At 62.1% G+C, this 20,630-nt stretch carries 20 protein-coding genes; 5 read left to right on the forward strand and 15 right to left on the reverse strand.

Going from position 1 to position 20,630, the window contains the following annotated elements; translation table 11 throughout:
- Nucleotides 1-5: 5 nt before the first annotated feature.
- The 7 genes from PRI8871_RS13445 to PRI8871_RS13475 all read right to left on the reverse strand — a co-directional run bounded on the left by PRI8871_RS13445 (nucleotide 6) and on the right by PRI8871_RS13475 (nucleotide 7,139).
- Entirely contained in the window at nucleotides 6-605 is a 600-nt protein-coding gene (locus tag PRI8871_RS13445) for a superoxide dismutase (RefSeq protein WP_108886742.1), read from the reverse strand.
- Nucleotides 606-732: 127 nt separating this feature from the next.
- Nucleotides 733-1,113, reverse strand: a complete 381-nt coding sequence (locus PRI8871_RS13450) for a hypothetical protein (protein WP_108886743.1) — start codon at nucleotides 1,111-1,113, stop codon at nucleotides 733-735.
- Nucleotides 1,114-1,187: 74 nt separating this feature from the next.
- On the reverse strand, nucleotides 1,188-1,757 hold the full coding sequence (locus PRI8871_RS13455) for a sarcosine oxidase subunit gamma (RefSeq protein ID WP_108886744.1): 570 nt from the start codon (nucleotides 1,755-1,757) through the stop codon (nucleotides 1,188-1,190).
- Nucleotides 1,750-4,767, reverse strand: coding sequence for a sarcosine oxidase subunit alpha family protein (locus PRI8871_RS13460; protein ID WP_108886745.1), 3,018 nt, complete (start codon nucleotides 4,765-4,767; stop codon nucleotides 1,750-1,752). The genes PRI8871_RS13455 and PRI8871_RS13460 overlap by 8 nt, the downstream gene beginning before the upstream one ends.
- An 85-nt stretch (nucleotides 4,768-4,852) precedes the next feature.
- On the reverse strand, nucleotides 4,853-5,182 hold the full coding sequence (locus tag PRI8871_RS13465) for a sarcosine oxidase subunit delta (RefSeq protein WP_108886746.1): 330 nt from the start codon (nucleotides 5,180-5,182) through the stop codon (nucleotides 4,853-4,855).
- Nucleotides 5,176-5,895: a hypothetical protein gene (locus tag PRI8871_RS13470; protein ID WP_108886747.1), complete on the reverse strand. Its 720-nt coding sequence runs from the start codon at nucleotides 5,893-5,895 to the stop codon at nucleotides 5,176-5,178. The genes PRI8871_RS13465 and PRI8871_RS13470 overlap by 7 nt, the downstream gene beginning before the upstream one ends.
- Nucleotides 5,895-7,139, reverse strand: a complete 1,245-nt coding sequence (locus PRI8871_RS13475) for a sarcosine oxidase subunit beta family protein (protein ID WP_108886748.1) — start codon at nucleotides 7,137-7,139, stop codon at nucleotides 5,895-5,897. Before PRI8871_RS13475 ends, PRI8871_RS13470 begins: the two co-directional genes overlap by 1 nt.
- A gap of 180 nt (nucleotides 7,140-7,319) precedes the next feature.
- Here PRI8871_RS13475 and ccmI point away from each other — a divergent pair, with 180 nt between their 5' ends.
- The 3 genes from ccmI (at nucleotide 7,320) to PRI8871_RS13490 (ending at nucleotide 9,398) form a co-directional block, all read left to right on the forward strand.
- Nucleotides 7,320-8,555: a c-type cytochrome biogenesis protein CcmI gene (gene ccmI / locus PRI8871_RS13480; protein ID WP_108886749.1), complete on the forward strand. Its 1,236-nt coding sequence runs from the start codon at nucleotides 7,320-7,322 to the stop codon at nucleotides 8,553-8,555.
- 124 nt (nucleotides 8,556-8,679) lie between these two features.
- A complete protein-coding gene (gene ruvX / locus PRI8871_RS13485; protein ID WP_108886809.1) occupies nucleotides 8,680-9,156 on the forward strand; it encodes a Holliday junction resolvase RuvX in 477 nt (158 codons plus the stop codon).
- Nucleotides 9,153-9,398 (forward strand): DUF1289 domain-containing protein, encoded by a 246-nt coding sequence (locus PRI8871_RS13490; protein ID WP_108886750.1) that lies wholly within the window; start codon nucleotides 9,153-9,155, stop codon nucleotides 9,396-9,398. The genes ruvX and PRI8871_RS13490 overlap by 4 nt, the downstream gene beginning before the upstream one ends.
- 64 nt (nucleotides 9,399-9,462) lie before the next feature.
- On the opposite strand, the gene PRI8871_RS20140 is transcribed toward PRI8871_RS13490, so the two are convergent.
- The 4 genes from PRI8871_RS20140 to dusA all read right to left on the reverse strand — a co-directional run bounded on the left by PRI8871_RS20140 (nucleotide 9,463) and on the right by dusA (nucleotide 13,558).
- Nucleotides 9,463-10,701, reverse strand: coding sequence for a calcium-binding protein (locus PRI8871_RS20140; RefSeq protein WP_181389467.1), 1,239 nt, complete (start codon nucleotides 10,699-10,701; stop codon nucleotides 9,463-9,465).
- 158 nt (nucleotides 10,702-10,859) lie between these two features.
- Nucleotides 10,860-11,630 carry a phytanoyl-CoA dioxygenase family protein gene (locus PRI8871_RS13500; protein ID WP_108886752.1) on the reverse strand — a complete coding sequence of 257 codons (771 nt, stop codon included), beginning with the start codon at nucleotides 11,628-11,630 and terminating at the stop codon, nucleotides 10,860-10,862.
- A 1-nt stretch (nucleotide 11,631) separates the two neighbouring features.
- Nucleotides 11,632-12,456: a sulfite exporter TauE/SafE family protein gene (locus PRI8871_RS13505; protein ID WP_108886753.1), complete on the reverse strand. Its 825-nt coding sequence runs from the start codon at nucleotides 12,454-12,456 to the stop codon at nucleotides 11,632-11,634.
- Nucleotides 12,457-12,535: 79 nt separating this feature from the next.
- Nucleotides 12,536-13,558 carry a tRNA dihydrouridine(20/20a) synthase DusA gene (dusA, locus tag PRI8871_RS13510; protein WP_108886754.1) on the reverse strand — a complete coding sequence of 341 codons (1,023 nt, stop codon included), beginning with the start codon at nucleotides 13,556-13,558 and terminating at the stop codon, nucleotides 12,536-12,538.
- A 509-nt stretch (nucleotides 13,559-14,067) separates the two neighbouring features.
- Between dusA and PRI8871_RS13515 the strand changes: the two genes are divergently transcribed.
- Both PRI8871_RS13515 and PRI8871_RS13520 read left to right on the forward strand, forming a co-directional pair.
- The gene (locus tag PRI8871_RS13515) at nucleotides 14,068-14,712 is read left to right on the forward strand and encodes an exopolysaccharide biosynthesis protein (protein WP_108886755.1); all 645 of its coding nucleotides are present in this window, start codon (nucleotides 14,068-14,070) and stop codon (nucleotides 14,710-14,712) included.
- Nucleotides 14,712-16,580, forward strand: coding sequence for a potassium transporter Kup (locus tag PRI8871_RS13520; protein WP_108886756.1), 1,869 nt, complete (start codon nucleotides 14,712-14,714; stop codon nucleotides 16,578-16,580). The genes PRI8871_RS13515 and PRI8871_RS13520 overlap by 1 nt, the downstream gene beginning before the upstream one ends.
- A gap of 58 nt (nucleotides 16,581-16,638) precedes the next feature.
- On the opposite strand, the gene PRI8871_RS13525 is transcribed toward PRI8871_RS13520, so the two are convergent.
- The 4 genes from PRI8871_RS13525 to PRI8871_RS13540 are packed head-to-tail and all read right to left on the reverse strand — an operon-like array spanning nucleotide 16,639 to nucleotide 20,577.
- The gene (locus PRI8871_RS13525; protein ID WP_108886757.1) at nucleotides 16,639-17,448 is read right to left on the reverse strand and encodes a sugar phosphate isomerase/epimerase family protein; all 810 of its coding nucleotides are present in this window, start codon (nucleotides 17,446-17,448) and stop codon (nucleotides 16,639-16,641) included.
- Nucleotides 17,449-17,457: 9 nt separating this feature from the next.
- On the reverse strand, nucleotides 17,458-18,069 hold the full coding sequence (locus PRI8871_RS13530) for an NIPSNAP family protein (RefSeq protein ID WP_108886758.1): 612 nt from the start codon (nucleotides 18,067-18,069) through the stop codon (nucleotides 17,458-17,460).
- Complete coding sequence (locus PRI8871_RS13535; RefSeq protein WP_108886759.1) at nucleotides 18,056-19,762, reverse strand: FAD-dependent oxidoreductase; 1,707 nt, start codon at nucleotides 19,760-19,762, stop codon at nucleotides 18,056-18,058. The genes PRI8871_RS13530 and PRI8871_RS13535 overlap by 14 nt, the downstream gene beginning before the upstream one ends.
- Complete coding sequence (locus PRI8871_RS13540; RefSeq protein ID WP_108886760.1) at nucleotides 19,759-20,577, reverse strand: IclR family transcriptional regulator; 819 nt, start codon at nucleotides 20,575-20,577, stop codon at nucleotides 19,759-19,761. Before PRI8871_RS13540 ends, PRI8871_RS13535 begins: the two co-directional genes overlap by 4 nt.
- Nucleotides 20,578-20,630 lie beyond the last annotated feature (53 nt).

Here is a 20,630-nt window from a genome sequence, read left to right on the forward strand (position 1 = left end):
GTCGATCAGAGACGCGACGCGACGTTGTCCCAGTTTACCAGGTTGTCCAGGAAGTTGGTCAGGTAGGCGGGGCGCTTGTTGCGGAAGTCGATGTAGTACGAGTGTTCCCAAACGTCACAGCCCAGCAGCGCGGTCTGACCAAAGCACAGCGGGTTCACGCCGTTTTCGGTCTTGGTGACTTTCAGGCCGCCATCGGTGTCTTTGACCAGCCATGCCCAGCCCGAGCCGAACTGACCTGCGCCAGCGGCGGCGAAATCGTCCTTGAACTTCTGAACGCTGCCAAAGCTTTCTTTGATCGCAGCTTCCAGCTCGCCCGGCATTGCCGCGCCGCCCGGCCCCATCATTTCCCAGAACTGGGTGTGGTTCCAATGCTGCGATGCGTTGTTGAAGATACCGTTCTGCGCAACCGCGCCGGCCTGATAGGTGCCTTTTACGATCTCTTCGACCGACTTGCCTTCCCACTCGGTGCCAGCGATCAGCTTGTTGCCGTTGTCGACATAGGCCTTGTGGTGGATGTCGTGGTGATATTCCATCGTCTCTTGGCTCATGCCTTTGCCGGCCAGAGCGTCATGTGCGTAAGGAAGATCGGGAAGTTCAAAAGCCATTGCAGTTACCCCTTGTTGGTGTGGCAAAATCTCTGCTTTCTTAACTGAGGCGAGACCCGTGAAACGTCAAGCCTACGATGCGTTTTTCCCTGCACATACGATACATCATTTCATGACGGCCCGTGCTTTAGGGCGTTTCTGTGCACCGGCCCAAGACCACCTGCTCGCGGGATGCCCAAAATGCCGTCAGCTCGGCGATGCCGTCGCCGCGCATGATTTGGGCGACATATTGCACGTCTTGCCCGCCCGCAGCGGCAACGCCCGGAATGATCCACTGGAACACCGCCTCGGACTCGCTGGGGTTGGTCATAAATGCATAGCTGGGGCTGCCATGATCGGCCACCAACCCGCCGCCCACGCTGACCTGCCGCGCGGCGCGGTCCACCGACACCGAGACAGAGGGCGACATTGGCGCAGAGGCCCCATCGAAGGCGCATTGATAGGTTTCTGCAAGTGCAGGCCCGGAAAACAGGGCAAACCCAAGGCAAAAATGTCCGAATTTTGACATAGCAATATCTCCTCACGAAAGACAGGCAGCGCCCCCTTTCGTGAATATTGCACGATTTGCCCTAGGATTTCGCGTCAGTAATACCCGACCTCACCGCCCAGTTCGGCGGACGTGGTCAACAGGCCGTAGACATACTCAGACACCGACCGGAAACACATGATCTGCACGGTGCTGCTATCCGTCATCCAGATCGCCGCAGGCACCTGCGCAAGCCGCGACCGGCGCACCATGCCCGGACCAAAGGCGCTCGGTGCCATATCCACCGGGGCCAGCTTGGCGATGATTTCGCGGGCATTGCGACCCTGCACCTGAAATAAGCTGCGCGCGTCCGAGACATTGGCCACCAGCGCGTGCTGGCCCTTCAGTGCCTCGGCCAATTGATGCGCGGTGCGATCCGCCGCGCTATAGGCGCAGATCAACAACAGCTCATCCGGCGACATCCACAGCAGGCCCTTGCCCCCCGTCAAACGGGTTTCGCGCACGCCCGGCAATGCCTCAACGCCCGCAGCGGCGCAAACGGCCTTGCCAAAACCAGCATCGCTGAAAGTGCCGCGAATGGTGATCATGCCGGTTGCGGGCAAAGCCTCGACCTTGGCGATGCCTTCGAATTGGGCTGCGCCCATGGCGGTTTTCACATCAGACATTCTGCTTCTCCCCTTCGGGATCATAGAAAACGGGGCTGACGATCTTGGCCGCGATCGGCTCGCCCTCGGTGTTGGTGAAATGCAGCACCTCGCCCATGCGATCCGGCCCGTTCAGCACAAGGCCCATGGCAATACCACGGCCTAGGGTCGGCGAATGGTAGGTCGAGGTGACGCGCCCTTGGGTGTTGCGCTGACCATTGGCGTTCTTGCCCGAGGCATAGGCCAAGGCCCCATCCGGCAGAACCGAGCCATCGACCGTTTCCAGCCCGACAAGCTGCCAGCGGTTCGGGTCGGTCATGTGGGTGCGTTCCTGCGCGCGTTTGCCCAGATAGTCGGCCTTCTTCTTCGAGATCGCCCAGCCCAGCCCTAGATCCTGCGGGATCACGGTACCGTCGGTTTCATCGCCGATCATGATAAAGCCCTTCTCGGCGCGCATGACGTGCAGCGCCTCGGTGCCATAGGGGGTGATGCCGAACTCGGCCCCAGCGTCAATCAGCGCCTCCCACAGGGCAAGGCCCTGATTGGCGGGCACGGCGATTTCATAGCTCAGCTCGCCCGAGAACGAGATGCGATAGACCCGCGCTTTGATGCCGCCCAAGGTGCCGTCGGCCCAGGTCATGAACGGCAGCGCTTCCTTGCTGACATCCATCCCGCCCAGCTTCTCCAGCACCTTGCGGGCATTTGGGCCAACCACGGCGATCTGGGCAAATTGCTCGGTCACGTTGGCGGTATAGACCTTCCAGTCCCACCATTCGCACTGAAGCCAGTCTTCCATATGGGCATGGATGCGATCCGCGCCGCCGGTGGTGGTGTGGCACAGGAACGTATCTTCGTCGATCCGCGCGACCACACCGTCATCCGACAAGAAGCCGTTTTCGTTGCACATCAGCCCGTAGCGACATTTGCCGGGGGCCAGAGTGCTCATCATGTTGGTATAGAGCATATCAAGGAATTTGCCCGCATCAGGCCCCTTGACGATGATCTTACCAAGCGTGGAAGCATCAAGCATTCCAATACTTTGCCGGGTTGCGTTAATCTCGCGCGCGACGGCGGCGTGCTTGTCTTCGCCCGCCTTGGGGAAGCAATACGGACGGCGCCAATGGCCAACGGGTTCCCATTCGGCACCGTGCGCCTCATGCCAGCCGTGCATCGGTGTGCGGCGCAGCGGTTGGAAAATCTCGCCCCGCGCTTCACCTGCAATCGCGCCCATGGAAATGGGCGTATACGGCGGGCGGAAGGTGGTGGTGCCAACCTGTGGGATCGGCTCTCCGAGCGCATCAGAAAGGATCGCCAAACCGTTGATGTTGCTAAGTTTACCCTGATCTGTCGCCATGCCAAGCGTGGTATAGCGCTTGGTGTGCTCAACGCTTTCATAGCCCTCGCGCGCGGCAAGCTGCACGTCCGAGACCTTGACGTCGTTCTGATAGTCGAGCCATGCCTTCATACGCAGGCCGTAATGGGCGCTTTGCGGCATCAGCCAAACGGGCATCAGCGGTTTGACGGCGGCATCCTCGCCCATGGGCGGCGCGTCTTTCGGCGCGTCGAACCCAAGCGCATGGGCAGCCATTTTTCCTGCCACATCAGCATCTTGCAGAACATTCTGCAAGCGGCCAAAGCCGTTCGCGGCCCCGGCAGCCAGAACATTTGCCTGACCATCGGCCCCAATCGGTGCACGGGTGGCATCAGGGCGGAAAGCGGCCTGATCGGCATCCCACGTCAGTTTGCCCCCGCAATGCGACCACAGGTGCACGACAGGCGACCAGCCGCCCGACATGGCGACGGCCTCGCAGGCGATCTCTTCGACCAAAGCGCCTTCGCCGACCATGTTGCACAGCACCACGCCCGTCACCCGCTTGCCGCCCAGAACCTTGGCAATGCCCCGGCCCGTTTCAACGCGGATACCGAGCGCCTTGGCTTCCTCCATCAACGCGCCGCCGCCCAAGGGACGCGCGTCGATGATACACGGCACCGACAGGCCAGCCTTGGCCAGCACAATCGCGGTGCGGTAAGCATCGTCATTGTTGGTGACAACCACGGTACGGTCGCCAACGCTGACGCCGTAGTTGACCACATAGTCGCGCACGGCCCCGGCCAGCATCACACCGGGAATATCGTTGCCCGCAAAGCTGATCGGACGCTCAATCGCCCCCGTCGCGGTGATGACGCGGCCAGCGCGGATCTTCCACAGGCGGTGACGCGGGCCGTCGGTGCCGGGGCGTTCATCGGCCACACGTTCATAGCCCAGCACATAGCCGTGGTCATAGATCCCGGCGCCCATGGTGCGGGCGCGGATCGTGACGTTCGGCATGGCGTTCAGCGCGGCAAGGGTCTGATCGACCCAAGCGCCCGGTTCCTGCCCGTCGATCGTGCCGCCATCGACCGGCGCACGGCCACCCAAATGGGCGGTCTGTTCGATCAGCATTACCTTCGCGCCCGAGCGGCCAGCGGCCAGCGCCGCCTGAAGCCCCGCCACACCGCCGCCGATCACCAGCACATCGGTGAAGGCGTAGAAATGTTCGTACCGGTCGGAGTCTTTGGTTTCGGCGTCGGGCGCTTTGCCAAGGCCCGCCGATTGGCGGATGAACGGCTCATAGACATGTTTCCACAGAGGGCGCGGATGGATGAACATCTTGTAGTAAAAGCCCGCCGTCAGGAACCGCGCGAAATGGGTGTTCACCGCACCGATGTCGAAATCGAGGCTGGGCCAGTGGTTCTGGCTCTGGGCGGTCAGACCTTCAAACAGCTCGGTCGTGGTGGCGCGTTGGTTCGGTTCAAACCGCGCGCCCTCGCCCAGCCCGACCAGCGCGTTGGGTTCCTCCGCGCCCGAGGCCACGATGCCGCGCGGGCGGTGGTATTTGAACGACCGGCCCACCAACATCTGGTCCGACGCCAGCAAAGCCGAAGCGAGCGTATCGCCCGCATGGCCCTTCAGGCGCTTGCCGTTGAAGCGAAAGGTGATCGGTTTGGTACGGTCGATCAGACGACCGCCAGAGACAAGACGGGTGCTCATGTGGTTTGGCCTTTCACATGTGGCAGGCGGTGGGGGGCTGTCTGCCCCCCACACCCCCCGAGGATATTTCGGGTCAGAAAATACATCAGGCGAGGTCTCGCCATTGGAAGCCGGGGCGCTTGGCGCGGATCGCCTCAAGGATCGGTTCGGGCGGGCGCGTGGTTTGCGCAGGATACGTACCGAAAACCTCAAGCGTGTTGGTACAGCGGGCCGCCAAGAACCACTTACCGCAGCCATTGGCATGGCGCCAGCGTTCAAAATGCACGCCTTTGGGGTTTTCGCGGTGGAAGAGATAGGTCTCGAAGTCCTCGTCCGACGATCCGGGGCCGAAACGCTTTACATGCGCCTCGCCGCCAGCGGTCAGTTCGGTTTCTTCGGCCATGACGCCGCAATAGGGGCATTCAAAGATCAGCATTTTCCGGCCCGCTCCATTTTGAAAGATGGGAAATCGTCGCCGAAGTAGTCTTCAGCGGCCTGCTTAAGGGAAATCATCACCTTCCAACAAACATCAACGTCCGTTTCAAGAAACTCTAATATCGTACCCAACACACTTTGAGCTGCGCCGGCCTTTGCACTGATGATAAACTCGTCCTTAGGATCGAATCCGGCTTGAACCAAGTTCCCTTCAATAACTTCACCTTTTGATTGTTTTTGCTCCATGTAAGACAGCAGATCTGAACGTAGTGAGTTGTAGGCTACGACTGCTTCGGACAAGTTTAGAACGCGAGATTGAACGTATTTGACTTCGCTAAGAAGAGGAGCCTTCTTTGCGTCGATGAGGAAAGAAATCTGCGAAACGCTCACAATAGCTTGCTGATAGTCGCTGTGGATAATTCCTAGAACTTTTTGCCATGGCTCAAAATCAGCATGACCTTCATTGGCGGCACGCGTAAATTGTTCGTTAAGGTTGATTTGTATGTTTGCGAGATACTCAAAGTCAGAAAACAAGGTCCACACAGCCTCAAGAGCCCGCTGAGCTTCATTCTTTTTTTGTGCCCTTTGTTCGCGCGACAATTCATGTGCCAACTGGGCCTTCATTACCAACATCGCCCCACCTGAGGCAATTAACCCACCAACCACCGCTGACACCAAGGGAATAACAATTTCTTGCACGGTAGCTGTTTCCATCAATGCGCCACCCCTGCCGCGACGCTTTCGTCGATGAAGCGGCCTTCGACAAAGCGGTTCAGGCCGAAATCCTCGGCCAGCGGGGAATGGCCCTTGGCCATCAGCTCGGCCATGGCCCAGCCGCTGCCGGGGATGGCCTTGAAGCCGCCGGTGCCCCAGCCGCAGTTGATGAAGATCCCGCCGACGGGCGTGGATGAGATGATGGGCGAGCGGTCGCCAGTCATATCGACGATACCGCCCCACTGGCGCAGCATTTTCAGGCGCGACAGCATCGGGAAGGTCTCGATCAGGGCGCGGACGGTTTCCTCGATATGGTGGAAACTGCCGCGCTGGGTGTAGTTGTTGAACCCGTCGGTGCCGCCGCCGATGACCATCTCGCCCTTGTCGGACTGGCTCATATAGCCGTGTACGGTGTTGGCCATCACGACCACATCCATGCAGGGCTTGATCGGTTCGGACACCAGCGCCTGAAGCGCAAGGCTCTCGATCGGCAGGCGGAAGCCGGCCTGCTCGGCCAGCACGCTGGAATGACCCGCGACGACCAAGCCTAGCTTGTCGCAGTCAATCGGGCCAAGCGTGGTTTCCACGCCCTGTACCTTGCCGCCTTCGGTGCGCACGCCGGTCACTTCGCATTTCTGCAAGATATCCATGCCCATTTCCGAGCATTTGCGCGCATAGCCCCAAGCCACCGCATCATGGCGGGCTGTGCCGCCGCGTGGCTGCCACAGCGCGCCCAGCACCGGATAGCGCGGCCCGTCGATGTTCATGATCGGGCAGAGTTCCTTGACCTGTTTGGGCGAAATGAACTCAGTCTCAACGCCTTGCAGGCTATTGGCATGGGCGGTGCGCTGATAGCCGCGCACCTCGTGTTCCGTCTGCGCCAGCATCATCACGCCGCGCGGGCTGAACATCACGTTGTAGTTCAGATCCTGACTCAGCGTTTCATACAGGCCGCGGGCCTTTTCATAGATCGCCGCGGACGGGTCTTGCAGATAGTTCGAGCGGATGATCGTGGTGTTGCGGCCCGTGTTGCCGCCACCCAGCCAGCCTTTTTCAAGGATCGCGACATTGGTGATGCCGAAGTTCTTGCCAAGGTAATAGGCGGTGGCCAACCCATGCCCCCCGGCCCCGACGATGATCACGTCATAGCGTTTCTTCGGCTGGGCCTTGTGCCAGGCACGGCCCCATCCGGTGTGATCGCGCAGCGCCTCTCGGGCAACGGCAAAGGCAGAATAGCGTTTCATGCGTATCGAATCCCAATCTCTGGCCTGCTGGTTTTCTGAACTGCAACATGAGGTAAGCCCCGACTACAACCGTCACAATGCCGTGCAGTTGCGACATCGCGACCCGTGCGCGGGGATTTGCCCTTTTTTCACCCTCGCACAAGAGATACATCCAAGGTCAACCATAACCTCGGAGAGCCTATGACCCTGTTCTGGATCCTGACCGGCGCGCTGACCTTGGCCCTTGGGCTGCTTTTCACGCTGGCCATGCTGCGTGGGCGCACCGATGCCGCCCCGGCCGAAAGCTTTGACCTGAAGGTCTATCGCGACCAATTGGCCGAGGTTGACCGCGATGTTGCGCGCGGCGTGATCTCTGAGGGCGATGCCGAACGGGTCCGGGTTGAGGTGTCGCGCCGCATTCTGGCCGCCGATGCCAAGGCCGCGCAGGCCGCCAAGGGCGGCAGCCAGCCGCGCCGCGTGACGCTGGCCATGGCCGCGATCCTGACGCTTGCCCTTCTGGGCGGCGGCGCCGCGCTCTATTGGCAGCTTGGCGCGCCGGGCTACGGCGATCTGGCGCTGAAAGACCGGATTGCCATGGCCAAACAGGCCCGTGACACGCGCCCCAGCCAGGCCGATGCCGAAGCACAAACCCCGGCCTTCACCGCCACCGACGTCAGCCCCGAATACCAGCAACTGGTTGAACGGCTGCGCGGCGCGATCAAGGACCGCCCCGAAGATCTGCAAGGCCAACAACTGCTGGCCCGATCCGAGGCCGCGCTTGGCAATTACAAGGCCGCCTATCAGGCCCACCAGCGCATTGTCGCGATCAAAGGCGATGCTGCCAGTGCCGAAGACTATGCCGATCTGGCAGGCACAATGGTGCTGGCGGCAGGCGGTTACGTTTCGCCCGAGGCGCAGGTCGCGCTAGAGGCCGCCCTGACCCGCGACCGCGACAATGGCGCGGCCCGCTACTATGGCGGATTGATGATGGCCCAGACCGGACGCCCGGACATTGCCTTCCGCATGTGGCGCGAATTGCTGAGCGACAGCACCCCCGACGATCCCTGGACCATGCCGATCCGCGCCCAGATCGAAGAACTGGCCTTCCGCGCCGGGGTGAATAACTTCACCCTGCCGCCGCTTGACACGCCCGCCCTGCCCGGCCCCAGCCAGGAAGACATGGCCAATGCCGCCGAGATGTCCGAAGGCGACCGCGCTTCAATGATCCAAGGCATGGTCGAACGCCTGTCCGACCGGCTCGCCACCGAAGGCGGCACGCCCGACGAATGGGCCCGCCTGATCAATGCGCTTGGGGTTCTGGGTGATGCGGACCGCGCCCGCGCCATCTACCTCGAAAGCCAGACGGTGTTCGCCGGAAACGCCGCCGCGCTGGCCGCGCTCGCTGCTGCTGCGCAAAACGCCGGAGTGGCTGAATGACCCCCCTGCTTCTTCTCTTTCCAAATACCGCCGGGGGTGAATGGGCGCGCAGCGACCAGAGGGGGCAGCGCCCCCTTCCCGCGCGATGCGCAGCATCGCGCGCCCCCACCGCCGGAGCAAACGCATGATCCACGAAGACGTCGCCGGTTTTGCAACCGACCTGCCTTTTGGCCGGGCAATCATGGGGCTGGACCTGGGCACCAAGACCATTGGCGTTGCCGTCTCGGACGGGCTGCGCAGCGTGGCCACCCCGCTGGAAACCGTCAAGCGCACCAAGTTCACCGCCGATGCCGACCGTCTGCTGTTCCTGATCAAACAGCGCGACATTGCCGGGCTGGTGCTGGGCCTGCCGCGCAATATGGACGGCTCTGAAGGCCCGCGTTGCCAATCCACGCGCGCCTTTGCCCGCAACCTCAGCCGTCTTTGGGATGGCCCGATCACCTTCTGGGATGAACGCCTGTCGACCGTGGCCGCCGAACGGGCGCTGCTAGAGGCGGATACGTCTCGCAAACGTCGCGCCGAGGTGATCGACCACGTCGCCGCCTCCTATATCCTGCAAGGGGCGCTGGACCGGTTGCGCCATATCGGAGACACCGCATGACCGACAGCGTTTGGAAACGGGACGAAGTTGAATCGCCCTGCGTAAAACTATGCGTCGTGCATCCCGAGGCGCGGATTTGCACAGGCTGTTATCGGTCGATCGACGAAATCACCGCATGGTCGCGAATGACGCCAGAGGTCCGGCGCCAGATCATGGCCGACCTGCCCAGCCGCAAACCGCTACTGACCCAGCGGCGCGGCGGACGTGCGGCCCGCCTGGCCCGAGGCGATACCAGCCAATAATCCAGACATGAAAAAGGCCGCGTCCCCCGCGGCCTTCTTTATTTTCAAGGGCTTGGTGCTTGGATCAAGCCGCTTGCGTTTCCGCCGCGATCACCATGGCCACGTTATCAACGGTGAACCCGTTGGTGATGCCGTTCTTGATCAGCGCCACATCAAACGTGCCATTGGCCGTCTGAACCTGCACCATGGCATCCGCCGCATTGGTTCCAGGCGTGATCACAACCGAGGTCGTATCCGCATTCGGATCAATGCCAGCCGGCAAGGTCACACCCAGAATTTCAGCACCTGCACCCGTCGGAACGAAATCTTCGATCGTCGGAATGAAGGTCGAATTCTCGCCACTCAGGAAGATCTCAAACCCGTCAACACCGTCGCCGCCAACCAGAGTCGCATTGGCGGGCAGTTGGTCCAGCAGCCAAAGAACATCATTCCCGGCACCGCCGTTCATGTAAACGCCATTGATCAGACCGTCGTCGCCTTCGCCACCGCGCAAGGAATCCGCCCCCGCTTGACCGTCCAGCGTGTCGTTTCCAGTGCCACCATACAGCGTGTCATTGCCTTCGCCGCCTAGCAACACATCGGCACCATCACCACCGCCCATGCTATCATTGCCTTCGCCGCCGATCAGCCCGTCATCGCCGTCATCGCCCGACATGGTGTCATTGCCACTTCCCCCGAGCATCAAGTCATCGCCCGGACCGCCCGACATGCTGTCATCGTTCTGGCCTCCGTCCATGCTATCGTTGCCGAAGTTGCCTTCCATGCTGTCGTTGCCAAAGCTGCCCAACATGGTGTCGTCGCCGTCTTGGCCAAACATATCGTCGTCGTTGGAACCACCGTCCATGAAATCGCCGTCAGCGGCACCGATCAGTGTGTCTTCACCATTGCCGCCGTACATTTCATCGCTGCCGGACCCACCGTTCAGCGCGTCGAACCCATCACTGCCGTACATGGTATCATTGCCATCACGGCCCAACAGCACGTCGTTGCCGGTATCGCCGATCATGTGATCAGACCCGGTCGAACCAATCAAACGGTCCGCCCCTGCACCGCCGCGCAGCACATCGTCGCCCGCGCCGCCATCCAGCGTATCGTCGCCCGACAGGCCGCGCAGCACGTCGTCGCCCTTCAGACCGTTGATCAGGTCATTGGCCGCTGTGCCCAGCAAATCATCATTGCCGTCGGTGGGAATGTTCTCTTCTTCGGGATTGGGTTCGGGGTTAGGTTCCCCGGTTGAATCGTCGCTATCGCCGTCGAACAGGCCAATCAGTCCGCCCAACAGCCCGAGCGTGAGTAATGCCATTAATGCAAACATGACGTCCCCCAGAACTTTTTGCAAATTTAGACTAGATTGCATCTAAAAAGTGGCAAAAACCAGACAAATCTTAACTTTTGTGAAATCTGGGTCGCTAATTTTCTGTTTTAAATCAAACTGTTTCGCTTATGCGAACAGTAAAAGGGTTAAAGCCACTCTTTCCACTGGCCGGATCCAAACATCGGACGAAAATAGGCGACCATCCGCCCCCGCGGCAGGTCATCTGGCCCCGTCCATGGGGCGATTCCATGCAGCAGGTGACGGTGAATCAACGCCGCCTCGCCGCGTTTCAGGGGCAGTTCAACGCGGGGACATTGGTCGAACGCGATGCGCCGCGCCTCAGTATAGGGCGCTGTCAGATCAACGTCTTTCCAACGCTCTGGCGGATGGTCTTGCAGCGCTTCGGCCAAGGCTGCGCCGATGATCCGGTGACTGCCCGGCCAAACCACCAAGGGGCTGGCTCCGGGGGGCGGCGTGTCGAGCGCGATGCCCAGAATGAAGGCGTGCGGTTCATCCAAGTGGCGGCGGTTGTCCGGCCCGGCCTTCAGCCCGTCCACATGCGCGGCGTCCCGTTTCAGGCGATAGCGGAAAGCGGCCTCGGTCTCGCCGTCGCGCGGCTGCGGATAGCCCGGCCACACGGCCGACACCTGCGCAGGGTGCAGCGCCATCGCGCGGCCCATATGGTCGAAAGCCGCTGTGATTGCAGCGCCCAAAGGCACGCCCCCAACCGCCCCGGCGGCATCATTGGCCAGCGCATCGACCCCAACGAACCACGTGCCTCGGCAGGTCAGCCACCGCGCGCGCATCGCAGGATCGGCAATCGCCGCGCGGGCCATGGGCGCCGCGGCAGCGGCCCAATCCAGCATTGTGGGATCGGCGGGAAACAGGCGATAGCCGTCCCGCTCCATCCCGGTCATGTCAGAGACCCATCGCCTTGCGCAGCATGTTCAGCGCGACCAGCGTCAGGAAGACCGCAAACACCCGCTTCAGCGGTTTGGGATCCATCGCATGGGCCAGTTTCACGCCCCAAGGCGCGGTTGTCAGCGTCATGGCGATCACCACGAAGAACGCTGGCAGGTTCACCGCCCCGATCGAATACGGCGGGCGCGACGACGGATCGACATCCAGCAGCAAAAAGCCCATGACCGACGGCACAGCGATAATTACGCCAAACCCCGCAGCCGTCGCGACCGCGCGGTGAATGGGCGTGTTGTACAGGCTCATCAGCGGCACGCCAAAGCTGCCGCCGCCAATGCCCATCAGCACCGACAGAAAGCCGACGATGGGCGAAATCACGGCGCGGCGCAGACCGCCCGGCATCGCCTCGCCCAAACGCCATTCGCTGCGGCCAAAGCCCATGTACAGGCCGATCACAATGCCAAGGCAGCCAAAGATCCCCTGCAGCACGGTCGAGCGCAATTGCGATGCGACCGACACGCCAATCACCGCGCCGATGGCAATGCCAATGGCCCAGCCGCGCAGAATATGCCAATCGACCGCGCCTTTGCGGTTGTGGCTAAGAACCGACCGGATCGAGGTCACGATGATCGTCGCCAAAGACGTGGCCAGACAGACCTGCATCAACTGCGGCCCTTCATAGCCAAGCGTTGAAAAGGCATAGAAAAACGATGGCACCAGAACGATGCCCCCGCCCACGCCAAGAAGGCCCGCCAAGACCCCGGCGATCCCGCCGATGACAATCAAAAGGGCAAGCATTTGCACCAGCAACGCGGTTTCGGGCATGGGACCTCCTGTCTTTGTTGGGCGGAGCGTTACACAGCCGCCGCACAAAGGGAAAGAGCGCATTCGCGTGCCGCTGCGGTCAGGCGGCGCGCAGAACGCCCTCTAGGGCGGTGTCGATCAGGTCAGGCCCGGCATCGGGTTTATGAGCGTTTTCCGACAGAACCCGCCGCCAGTGCCGCGCCCCGGCCTGCCCGGCGAACAGCCCCAACATATGCCGCGTGACCTGCGCCAGCTTGCCGCCGCCGCTCAGGTGCGCCTCAATATAGGGCTGCATGGCGCGGGCAATTGCCACCGGATCGGCATCAGCCGCGTCTTGGGCATAGATCACCCGGTCTGCCCCGCAGAGCACGTCCATCGGCTGGTGATAGGCCGCGCGGCCAATCATCACCCCGTCAAGCCCTTCGTCCAGCAGGGCCTTGGCCTGCGCCAGCGTCATGATCCCGCCGTTGATCGACAGATGCAGATGCGGGAACCTGGCCTTCATCGCATGGACCAGCGGATAATCCAGCGGCGGGATATCGCGGTTTTCCTTGGGGCTGAGCCCCTGTAGCCATGCCTTGCGCGCATGGATGGTGAACCGCTGGCAACCCGTGGCAGAAACTGTTTCCAGAAACGCGGGCAGGATGTCTTCTGGCACTTGGTCGTCCACGCCGATCCGGCATTTGACCGTCACCTCGACATCCACCGCGTCCTGCATCGCCTTGATGCAATCGGCCACCAGATCCGGCGAGCGCATTAGTACCGCGCCGAAAGTGCCGGATTGCACCCGATCCGACGGACAGCCGACATTGAGGTTGATCTCATCATAGCCCGCCTGCGCGCCGAACTTAGCCGCCTGCGCCAGTTCATCCGGGTCCGATCCGCCAAGTTGAAGCGCGACGGGATGCTCCTCGGGGCTGTAATCCAGTAAATGCAGCGCCCCGCCCCGCACCAAGGCGGGCGAGGTCACCATTTCTGTGTAAAGCAGCGTCTGACCACTGATAAGCCGATGAAAATACCGACAATGCCGATCCGTCCAATCCATCATCGGTGCAACGGACAGGCGGGCAGCCCGGTGCAGGTTGGACCGGGTCGTGTTTGCTGGCACTGCGCGATCGGGCATCGGGGCTGTCTTTCTTGACGATTGGGGCCTGCAACAGGATGCGGCACTGTCTTTGCGACGTCTTCAGGATCATCGCACCTTCACACGTGGGGCGGCGGGGGACTTTGCCCACGGCAAGAAGATACGGGCTGTGGACATACAAGAAGTCTTGGGCAAGTCCAAGACCGTAGATCCCACCATCACGCCACGGCGCAAGACAGGCCCCTGCCATTGGCGAAAATTATTTTCGCCGGGGCTTGTCCTTTGGTGGCAAATGCACATCTGAGCCAAGCCGGTCCCTCGATCCATCACTCCCTTCGGCGTGACGAGCCTTTTCCGGCATAGGCCGGAGCTACTCCCACAATGGTTTCCACGCAGTTCTTAGCCAAGCCCCACTGGGCCGGGTGCGCTCTGCTGTCTTGGGCATGGGCACGAGGTTCGGACATCCGGCACAGCGGCAACCAATGCCATGGCCCTGCGTGCCAAGCCCATCACGCCCCGTCTTATTTTGTGCAAGGACGGCATCTGATATGACCGCCCTTAACCGCCCCGCACCCTTGCTGGCGGCCATTCCGGGGCGACGTTTAAGTCAGGTTCTGCGTGACCTGTCCAGCGCCGCACCCGCCCAATGCAGCGAACGGGTGTCCGTCGGCTACATCGTCTCGGCCTTGGGCAACCGCAGCTTTGCGCCATTGATGGTGATCTTTGCCGCGCCGAACGTGTTTCTGTTCATCCCCGGATCATCGGTCATGACCGCGATTCCACTGATCATGTTGGCGGTCCAGTTGCAGGCCGGGCGCCCAAGGGTCTGGCTGCCGGGCCTGATCACCAACCGATCCATGACCCGCGCCGATTTTGACCGGCTGGTCGCCGTGACCATCCCGTATGTCGAACGGATCGAAACATTGGCCAAGCCGCGCATCTGGCCGGGGTCTGGCCTTTTGACCGAACAGGTGATCGGCCTGTCTACGCTGGTTCTGGCCACGATCCTTTTGCTGCCCATTCCCTTTGCCAATGGTCTGCCTGCGGCGGCCATTGTGATGCTGGCCATGGGCCTGTCCGAACGCGACGGTATCTGGTTGATCGCCGGTCTGTCACTGGCGCTGATCTCGGTCGCGTTTGTTTGCGGCATGGCCTTCGCCGGAGGGCTTGCCATTCTCAATTTGGTGTTCTGATGAGCCATTTCGAAACCCCGAACTCTGGTCGCCTTGCCCTGACGGTGGGGGCCGTTGGCGTTGTGTATGGCGATATCGGCACCAGCCCGCTGTATGCTTTCCGCGAAGCGCTGCGCCCGGCCATGGCCGATGGGCTGGACCGGGCCGAGGTGCTGGGCGTTGTGTCCTTGCTGCTTTGGGCGCTGGTGCTGGTGGTGACGTTGAAATACGTGCTGTTTCTGCTGAGGGCCGACAACCGCGGCGAAGGCGGCATTCTGGCCCTCTATGCGCTGGTCTTGGGCTATTCAGGCCGCACGACTGCGGTGTTCTTTCTGGGGATCATCGGGGCTGCGCTGTTCTTTGGCGATGCGATCATCACCCCCGCGATCTCGGTTCTGTCGGCGGTCGAAGGGCTAAAGCTGATCACGCCGATCTTTAACCCCTACGTCGAGGGAATCTCGATCGGGATTCTGTTTGCGCTGTTCATCGTGCAAAATCGTGGCACCGGCCCGTTGGCGCGTTATTTTGGGCCGATCACGGTTGTCTGGTTTCTGGCCATGGCCATCGCCGGACTGGTGCAGATCATTGCCCTGCCCGAGGTGCTGGCCGCACTTCACCCCGGTTATGCGCTGGGGTTTCTGGCCGGGCATGGGGTGACCGCCTTTATCGTGCTTGGCGCGGTGTTCCTTGCCGTAACCGGGGCCGAGGCGCTTTATGCCGATCTGGGGCATTTCGGGCGCGGCCCGATCCAACTGGCGTGGTTTTCCCTGGTGCTGCCCGCGCTGACGCTGAACTACCTTGGTCAGGGGGCCTTGGTGCTACAACACCCAGAGGCAATTTCCCACCCGTTCTTTTTGCTGGTCCCCGAATGGATCCTGCCCGGAATGGTCGCGCTGGCCACGCTGGCCACTGTGATCGCCAGCCAAGCGGTGATCACCGGGGCGTTTTCCATGACCCGGCAGGCGGTTCAACTGGGCCTGATGCCCCGGTTTGAAATCCGCCACACCTCCGAGACCGAGACCGGGCAGATCTTTTTGCCGGTCATCAATATCCTGCTACTGACGGGCGTTCTGATCCTTGTGACCGAATTCCACTCCTCCGAAGAATTGGCCGCCGCCTATGGCATCGCGGTTTGCGGCACCATGGTTGTGACGACCCTTCTGGCGTACCGGATGCTGCATCGCGCATGGCGCTGGCCGCGCGGACTGGCCATTCTGGTCACCTTGCCGCTGCTGACAGTTGAGACCGCATTCCTTTCGGCCAACCTGTTGAAGATCCCCGATGGCGGCTATGTGCCGTTGCTCATGGGGGCGACGCTGGTTGTCATGATGTGGACCTGGCACAAGGGCACGAAGCAGCTTCAGGAACGGACCCGCAAACTGGTGGTGCCATTGGCCGAATTCATCCCGCGCATCGAACGTGGATCGGCGCTGCGGGTGTCTGGCACGGCGGTCTTTCTGACCAGCGACCGCGAAGCGACCCCGCCCGCGCTGCTGCACAACCTCAAACACAATGGCGTTCTGCACGAACATATCATCGTCGTGACGGTCGAAACCACCGACACGCCGCGCGTGCCCGAGGCCGAACGCGCCACGATTGAACATCTGTGCGACCGGTTCCAAAGCGTGCAACTGCGCTTTGGCTTTATGGAGACGCCAAACGTCAACCGAACCCTTGGATCGCTGCGCCGTCACGGGTTGAATTTTGAAGGCCGCCGGACCTCGTTCTTCCTCGGGCGGCGGAAACTGGTGTCGAACCCGCAGGTGGGAATGCCCGTCTGGCAGGATCGGCTGTACATCCTGCTGGCGCGTCTTGCGGCCGATCCCAGTGATTTCTACCACCTGCCCCGCGACCGCGTTGTTGAGCTGGGCGCGCAGGTATCGGTCTAGGGACCATTCGCGCTGGGTGGCATCTGCCCACGCGGGCGGCGGGCAGATGCAGCCGGGGTTATTGACCGTCCAACACAGCGCGTGTTGCCGCCAAGGACCGCCCAGCCACGGCCTCGGCCCCGAGTTCCGCGGTCATGGCGTGGTTCGGCACTTCGACGCTGATCGGCACATCGCCGGGCAGCGCCGCCAAGAACCCCGCCAGATCAATGTCGCCCTCACCGGGGATCATCCGGGCCGTCCGGGCGATGGCGATCAAGCCTTCGACCGACCGATCATAGGGCTTGGGACCGTCGCACAGCTGGACATAGTTCAGCATCTCGCGCGGCAGGGCGGCCAGTTCTTCATGCGTGCTGCCGCAGCGGTCAAAATGCAGCGCATCGACCAAGATCGCCGCCGCCGGATGGGCGACCGCCTCAACCAGATACCGTGCCTCGGAGATGTTGCGCACGGCGGTCCATGGCATAAACTCCAGATCCGCAGTCAGATCATAGCTGTGCAGAAGATCGCACAAACGCCCGTAAGTATCTGTGATTCGTGCCAGATCCGTGTCATCGCCTGCCACCAGAACATGTTCTGCCCCCAAGGCGCGGCTGCGGTCCAGGAACGGGCGCAGCGCCTCAAGGTCGGTGTCGGCGTTCATGCGGATCATCTCGGCATCGGCGACGCGCATATCATGATCGGCCAGCGCCGCTTTGACCTGCGCATATAGCGCGTCATCACCCAGTAGATCGGGCGGCACATCGCCGGGGCCTGCGGGCAGCATCCGAAAGCTGATCCGGTCATAGCCCAGCCGGGCGGCCATCTCGACCGCTTGAACAGGCGACGTGCCATTGGCTGTCAGATAGGCCATTGAGAAATATCGGCTCATGTCTGTACCTCAGGTTAGCGGGGAAAAGCCCATGGGCATGGCGATGGTCGACCGCATATCGGGGTCAAGCCAATCCGGCCCGCCCTTTGGCGGCCATTTGCCATCAGCCACCGATTGGCCCCGCGCCTTGCTACGCGCCTCAAGCGTGGGATAGGGCCAGATCTGCGTCAGGCGCGGTGCCCCATCAATGCCGTACATCGCCAGAATACAGGGCGAATAGGCATCGCGATCAGGCAATGCGGACTGCCATTTTTCCATCGTCGGCATCAGCCCGTTCAGCTTCATCTTATAGGTGCGGATTTCATAGACCGGGCCAAGCTGCCCGCTTGGCACCGCGCCCATGAAATCCAAGGGACGGTAGCTTTGGACATCGTAGGATTTCAGCACATCCGAACAGCCAAAAGGATCGGCGGCGCGGATCAGGCGCTCCCGCTCGGCCAACATGGCATCGGCGTCGTCGTATTCACGCAGCAGATACACCTCGTTCAAGGCCCCTATGTCGGAGAACCACGCGCCCCGCAGCGTTCCCGCCCCGGCGTCGATCCAAGCCTCTAGCCCGTCGGCGGCCTTGCCCGCGCCGAAAATCTCGGTGTGCAATGTGGTCAGTTCATAAAACGGCATCTGATCCCTCCTGATCGTCAATCCCGGTGACGGGACGCCCTGCCAGCACGAGGCCGGCGATATATCCAAATGTCATTGCAGGCCCCAGCGTGATCCCGCCGGATGGGTAATTGCCCCCCATGATCGAGGCCGCATCATTGCCCACGGCAAATAGCCCCTCGATCGGCATCTCGTCCGCGCCCAGCACCCGCGCCTGCGCATCGGTGCGCAGCCCGTCGAAGGTGCCGAGCGAGCCCGGCACCAATTTCACCGCGTAGAACGGCGCTTTGGTCAGTGCGCCCAGCGTCGGGTTTGGCCGGTTGCGCGGTTCGCCCAACACGCGATTGTAGGCGCTGTCGCCACGGCCAAAGTCCGGGTCTTTGCCTTCAGCCGCATGGGTGTTGAACCGCCGAATGGTTCGCTGCAACGCATCCGCAGGCACGCCAATCTTGGCGGCCAGTTCGGCGATGGTTCGGGCTTTGACCAGATAGCCAGACCGCAGATGCGCCGCGTCGGGAAAGGGGAACGGCTTGACCGCGCCAATCCCGAACCGCGACCGCGCCCGCGCGTCGGCAATCATCCAGGCATGGGGCGCTTTGGGGCAGAGACGGAACAGGCCGCGCATGAAATCGTGATAGCTGTTCGCTTCATTGGCAAAGCGCTGGCCATCGGGGCCGACGGCGATGAAGCCGGGCTTGCCACGATCCACCAGATGCGGGAAATGCGCCCCGCCCTTGCCATCGGGCACCACCGACACAGGCGCCCAAGCGCCGGGATCCATCAGATCACCCGCTATCGCGCCGCCGACGCTTTCGCCCAATCGCAACCCGTCGCCGGTGTTTTCGCGCGGCGCGGCTGACCGGTGCGGCGCATCCTCAGTCACATGGTCAAAGCTACGGGCAATACGGGCCACGTCATGCGGGAAACCGCCCGCTGCCAAAACCACACCGCGTGTGGCGTGAATATCGCGCCCGGCGACCTGCGCGCCGACGACGCGCCCATCGCGAACAATCAACCCGGTCGCGGGGGTATCCACCAGAACGGTTACCCCCAGATCAAGCGCCGACCGCAGCAGCCGCGCCACCAGCGCATTGCCATTGACCAGTTGCGCCCCGCGCCCTGATCGCAACAGATCAAGCCCGTGCCGCCCCAGCCGCCGCGCCGCATAAAGCGCATCGCGCGGGCTGGATTTTGCGTTGAAAAACCGGGCCATATCCTGCCCAGCCGCAACGCCCATCCCCCAGACCGAAGCGACGGGCAACGGCCCGCGCAGCTTGCCCGCCCACTCGCCCAGCAAGCGCCCGTCAAATGGTGCCGCGCAAACGGACCGCCCGCCCGTCGCCGCGCCGGGTGTTTCGTGAAAATCGGGCATGCGATTGCCGTCGATCCAGTCCATCGCCGTATGATCGCGGAAAAAGCCGACCATTTCAGGCCCGTTGGCCAGAAAGGCCCCGATGCGTGGATCATTGATGCGATTGCCGATCTCGCTACGCAGATACTCCAACGGCGCATCAGGCGCTTCGCAAATCCCGGCCTCAATCGCCAAGGGATTGCGCGGAATCCACAGCCACCCGCCAGACCATGCCGAAGTGCCGCCCAGTTGGTGGTGCTTTTCCACGACGGTCACGCGGCAGCCGAAATGCGCCGCTGTCACCGCCGTCGCCAGCCCCCCAGCGCCTGAGCCGACGACAAGGACATCGCAGCTGTCCGTCATGCCATCTCGGGCTCGCTCAGAATACCGGCGAAATAGTGCGAGGCCGGGGCCGCCGCGCCAATTTCCGCCGCTGCATCGAACAAGGCCGGGGCCAGTTCCTCCATCCGTTGTTCGGGGAAACGCACAGCGGGACCAGCGATAGACAAACAGCCCAGCACCTGCCCATCTGCCGTGCCGCCCGCGCGCACGGCCACCGCCATCGCGCCCATGCCTTCGATGTAGGAATTGACCGCCACCGAATAGCCGCGCACCCGTGTCGCCTTTAGGGCGTTCATCAAATCCTCAATGCTTTTGGGGGCTTGCGAAGTGGCGGGCATGCCTTCGGGCTTCAGCCCGGTGCGCCCGACCAGCGCCAGAACCTCTTCGTCGCGCATCGCGGCCAGCAGCGCATGGCCGCCCGCGGTCGAGGCCGGATGCACCCGCATCCCCTGTTCCCGGCCCGGATCATAGCGCAGGCCAACCGTCGCGCCCTGCGCCACGGCGACCCATGTCAAACCATCGTCATCCAGCACCGACAGACGGATCAGTTCGCCCGACATGCTGGCCAGGCGGTCCAGAATGGGCTGGGCAATATCGGTCACCCCGGACAGGCCCAGAAACCCAAGGCCCAGCGCCGCAAGTCGGATGGTCAGGGCATAGTCCCCCTGATCGCGCAACTGACGCACATAGCCAAGCCGCGCCAATTCCCGCAATTGCCGATGCACCCCCGATACGGGCTGATCAAGCAGCCGCGCCATGGTCGAAACCTGCATCCCGCTGGGGTGTTCCACCAGCAATTCCAGAAGGGTCAGGGCTTTTTCGACTGCGCTCGACATGGGGGCCTCATCTTGTGACTCGGGGGGAAGCTATGTCAGCGGATCAAAAATTG

It is taken from the genome of Pseudoprimorskyibacter insulae (genome assembly GCF_900302505.1).
Lineage (GTDB): Bacteria > Pseudomonadota > Alphaproteobacteria > Rhodobacterales > Rhodobacteraceae > Pseudoprimorskyibacter > Pseudoprimorskyibacter insulae.

Bases quoted from the DNA above. Each gene is read 5' to 3' on its own strand.
- PRI8871_RS13535 (WP_108886759.1), bottom strand. From the start codon at position 19,762: ATGACGGACAGCTGCGATGTCCTTGTCGTCGGCTCAGGCGCTGGGGGG.
- PRI8871_RS13465 (WP_108886746.1), bottom strand. From the start codon at position 5,182: ATGCTGATCTTTGAATGCCCCTATTGCGGCGTCATGGCCGAAGAAACC.
- PRI8871_RS13500 (WP_108886752.1), bottom strand. From the start codon at position 11,630: ATGACCGGGATGGAGCGGGACGGCTATCGCCTGTTTCCCGCCGATCCC.
- ruvX (WP_108886809.1), top strand. From the start codon at position 8,680: ATGATCCACGAAGACGTCGCCGGTTTTGCAACCGACCTGCCTTTTGGC.
- PRI8871_RS13445 (WP_108886742.1), bottom strand. From the start codon at position 605: ATGGCTTTTGAACTTCCCGATCTTCCTTACGCACATGACGCTCTGGCC.
- PRI8871_RS13490 (WP_108886750.1), top strand. From the start codon at position 9,153: ATGACCGACAGCGTTTGGAAACGGGACGAAGTTGAATCGCCCTGCGTA.
- PRI8871_RS13475 (WP_108886748.1), bottom strand. From the start codon at position 7,139: ATGAAACGCTATTCTGCCTTTGCCGTTGCCCGAGAGGCGCTGCGCGAT.
- PRI8871_RS13470 (WP_108886747.1), bottom strand. From the start codon at position 5,895: ATGGAAACAGCTACCGTGCAAGAAATTGTTATTCCCTTGGTGTCAGCG.
- ccmI (WP_108886749.1), top strand. From the start codon at position 7,320: ATGACCCTGTTCTGGATCCTGACCGGCGCGCTGACCTTGGCCCTTGGG.
- dusA (WP_108886754.1), bottom strand. From the start codon at position 13,558: ATGCCCGATCGCGCAGTGCCAGCAAACACGACCCGGTCCAACCTGCAC.
- PRI8871_RS13525 (WP_108886757.1), bottom strand. From the start codon at position 17,448: ATGAGCCGATATTTCTCAATGGCCTATCTGACAGCCAATGGCACGTCG.
- PRI8871_RS13450 (WP_108886743.1), bottom strand. From the start codon at position 1,113: ATGTCAAAATTCGGACATTTTTGCCTTGGGTTTGCCCTGTTTTCCGGG.
- PRI8871_RS13455 (WP_108886744.1), bottom strand. From the start codon at position 1,757: ATGTCTGATGTGAAAACCGCCATGGGCGCAGCCCAATTCGAAGGCATC.
- PRI8871_RS13460 (WP_108886745.1), bottom strand. From the start codon at position 4,767: ATGAGCACCCGTCTTGTCTCTGGCGGTCGTCTGATCGACCGTACCAAA.
- PRI8871_RS13520 (WP_108886756.1), top strand. From the start codon at position 14,712: ATGAGCCATTTCGAAACCCCGAACTCTGGTCGCCTTGCCCTGACGGTG.
- PRI8871_RS20140 (WP_181389467.1), bottom strand. From the start codon at position 10,701: ATGGCATTACTCACGCTCGGGCTGTTGGGCGGACTGATTGGCCTGTTC.
- PRI8871_RS13540 (WP_108886760.1), bottom strand. From the start codon at position 20,577: ATGTCGAGCGCAGTCGAAAAAGCCCTGACCCTTCTGGAATTGCTGGTG.
- PRI8871_RS13530 (WP_108886758.1), bottom strand. From the start codon at position 18,069: ATGCCGTTTTATGAACTGACCACATTGCACACCGAGATTTTCGGCGCG.
- PRI8871_RS13515 (WP_108886755.1), top strand. From the start codon at position 14,068: ATGACCGCCCTTAACCGCCCCGCACCCTTGCTGGCGGCCATTCCGGGG.
- PRI8871_RS13505 (WP_108886753.1), bottom strand. From the start codon at position 12,456: ATGCCCGAAACCGCGTTGCTGGTGCAAATGCTTGCCCTTTTGATTGTC.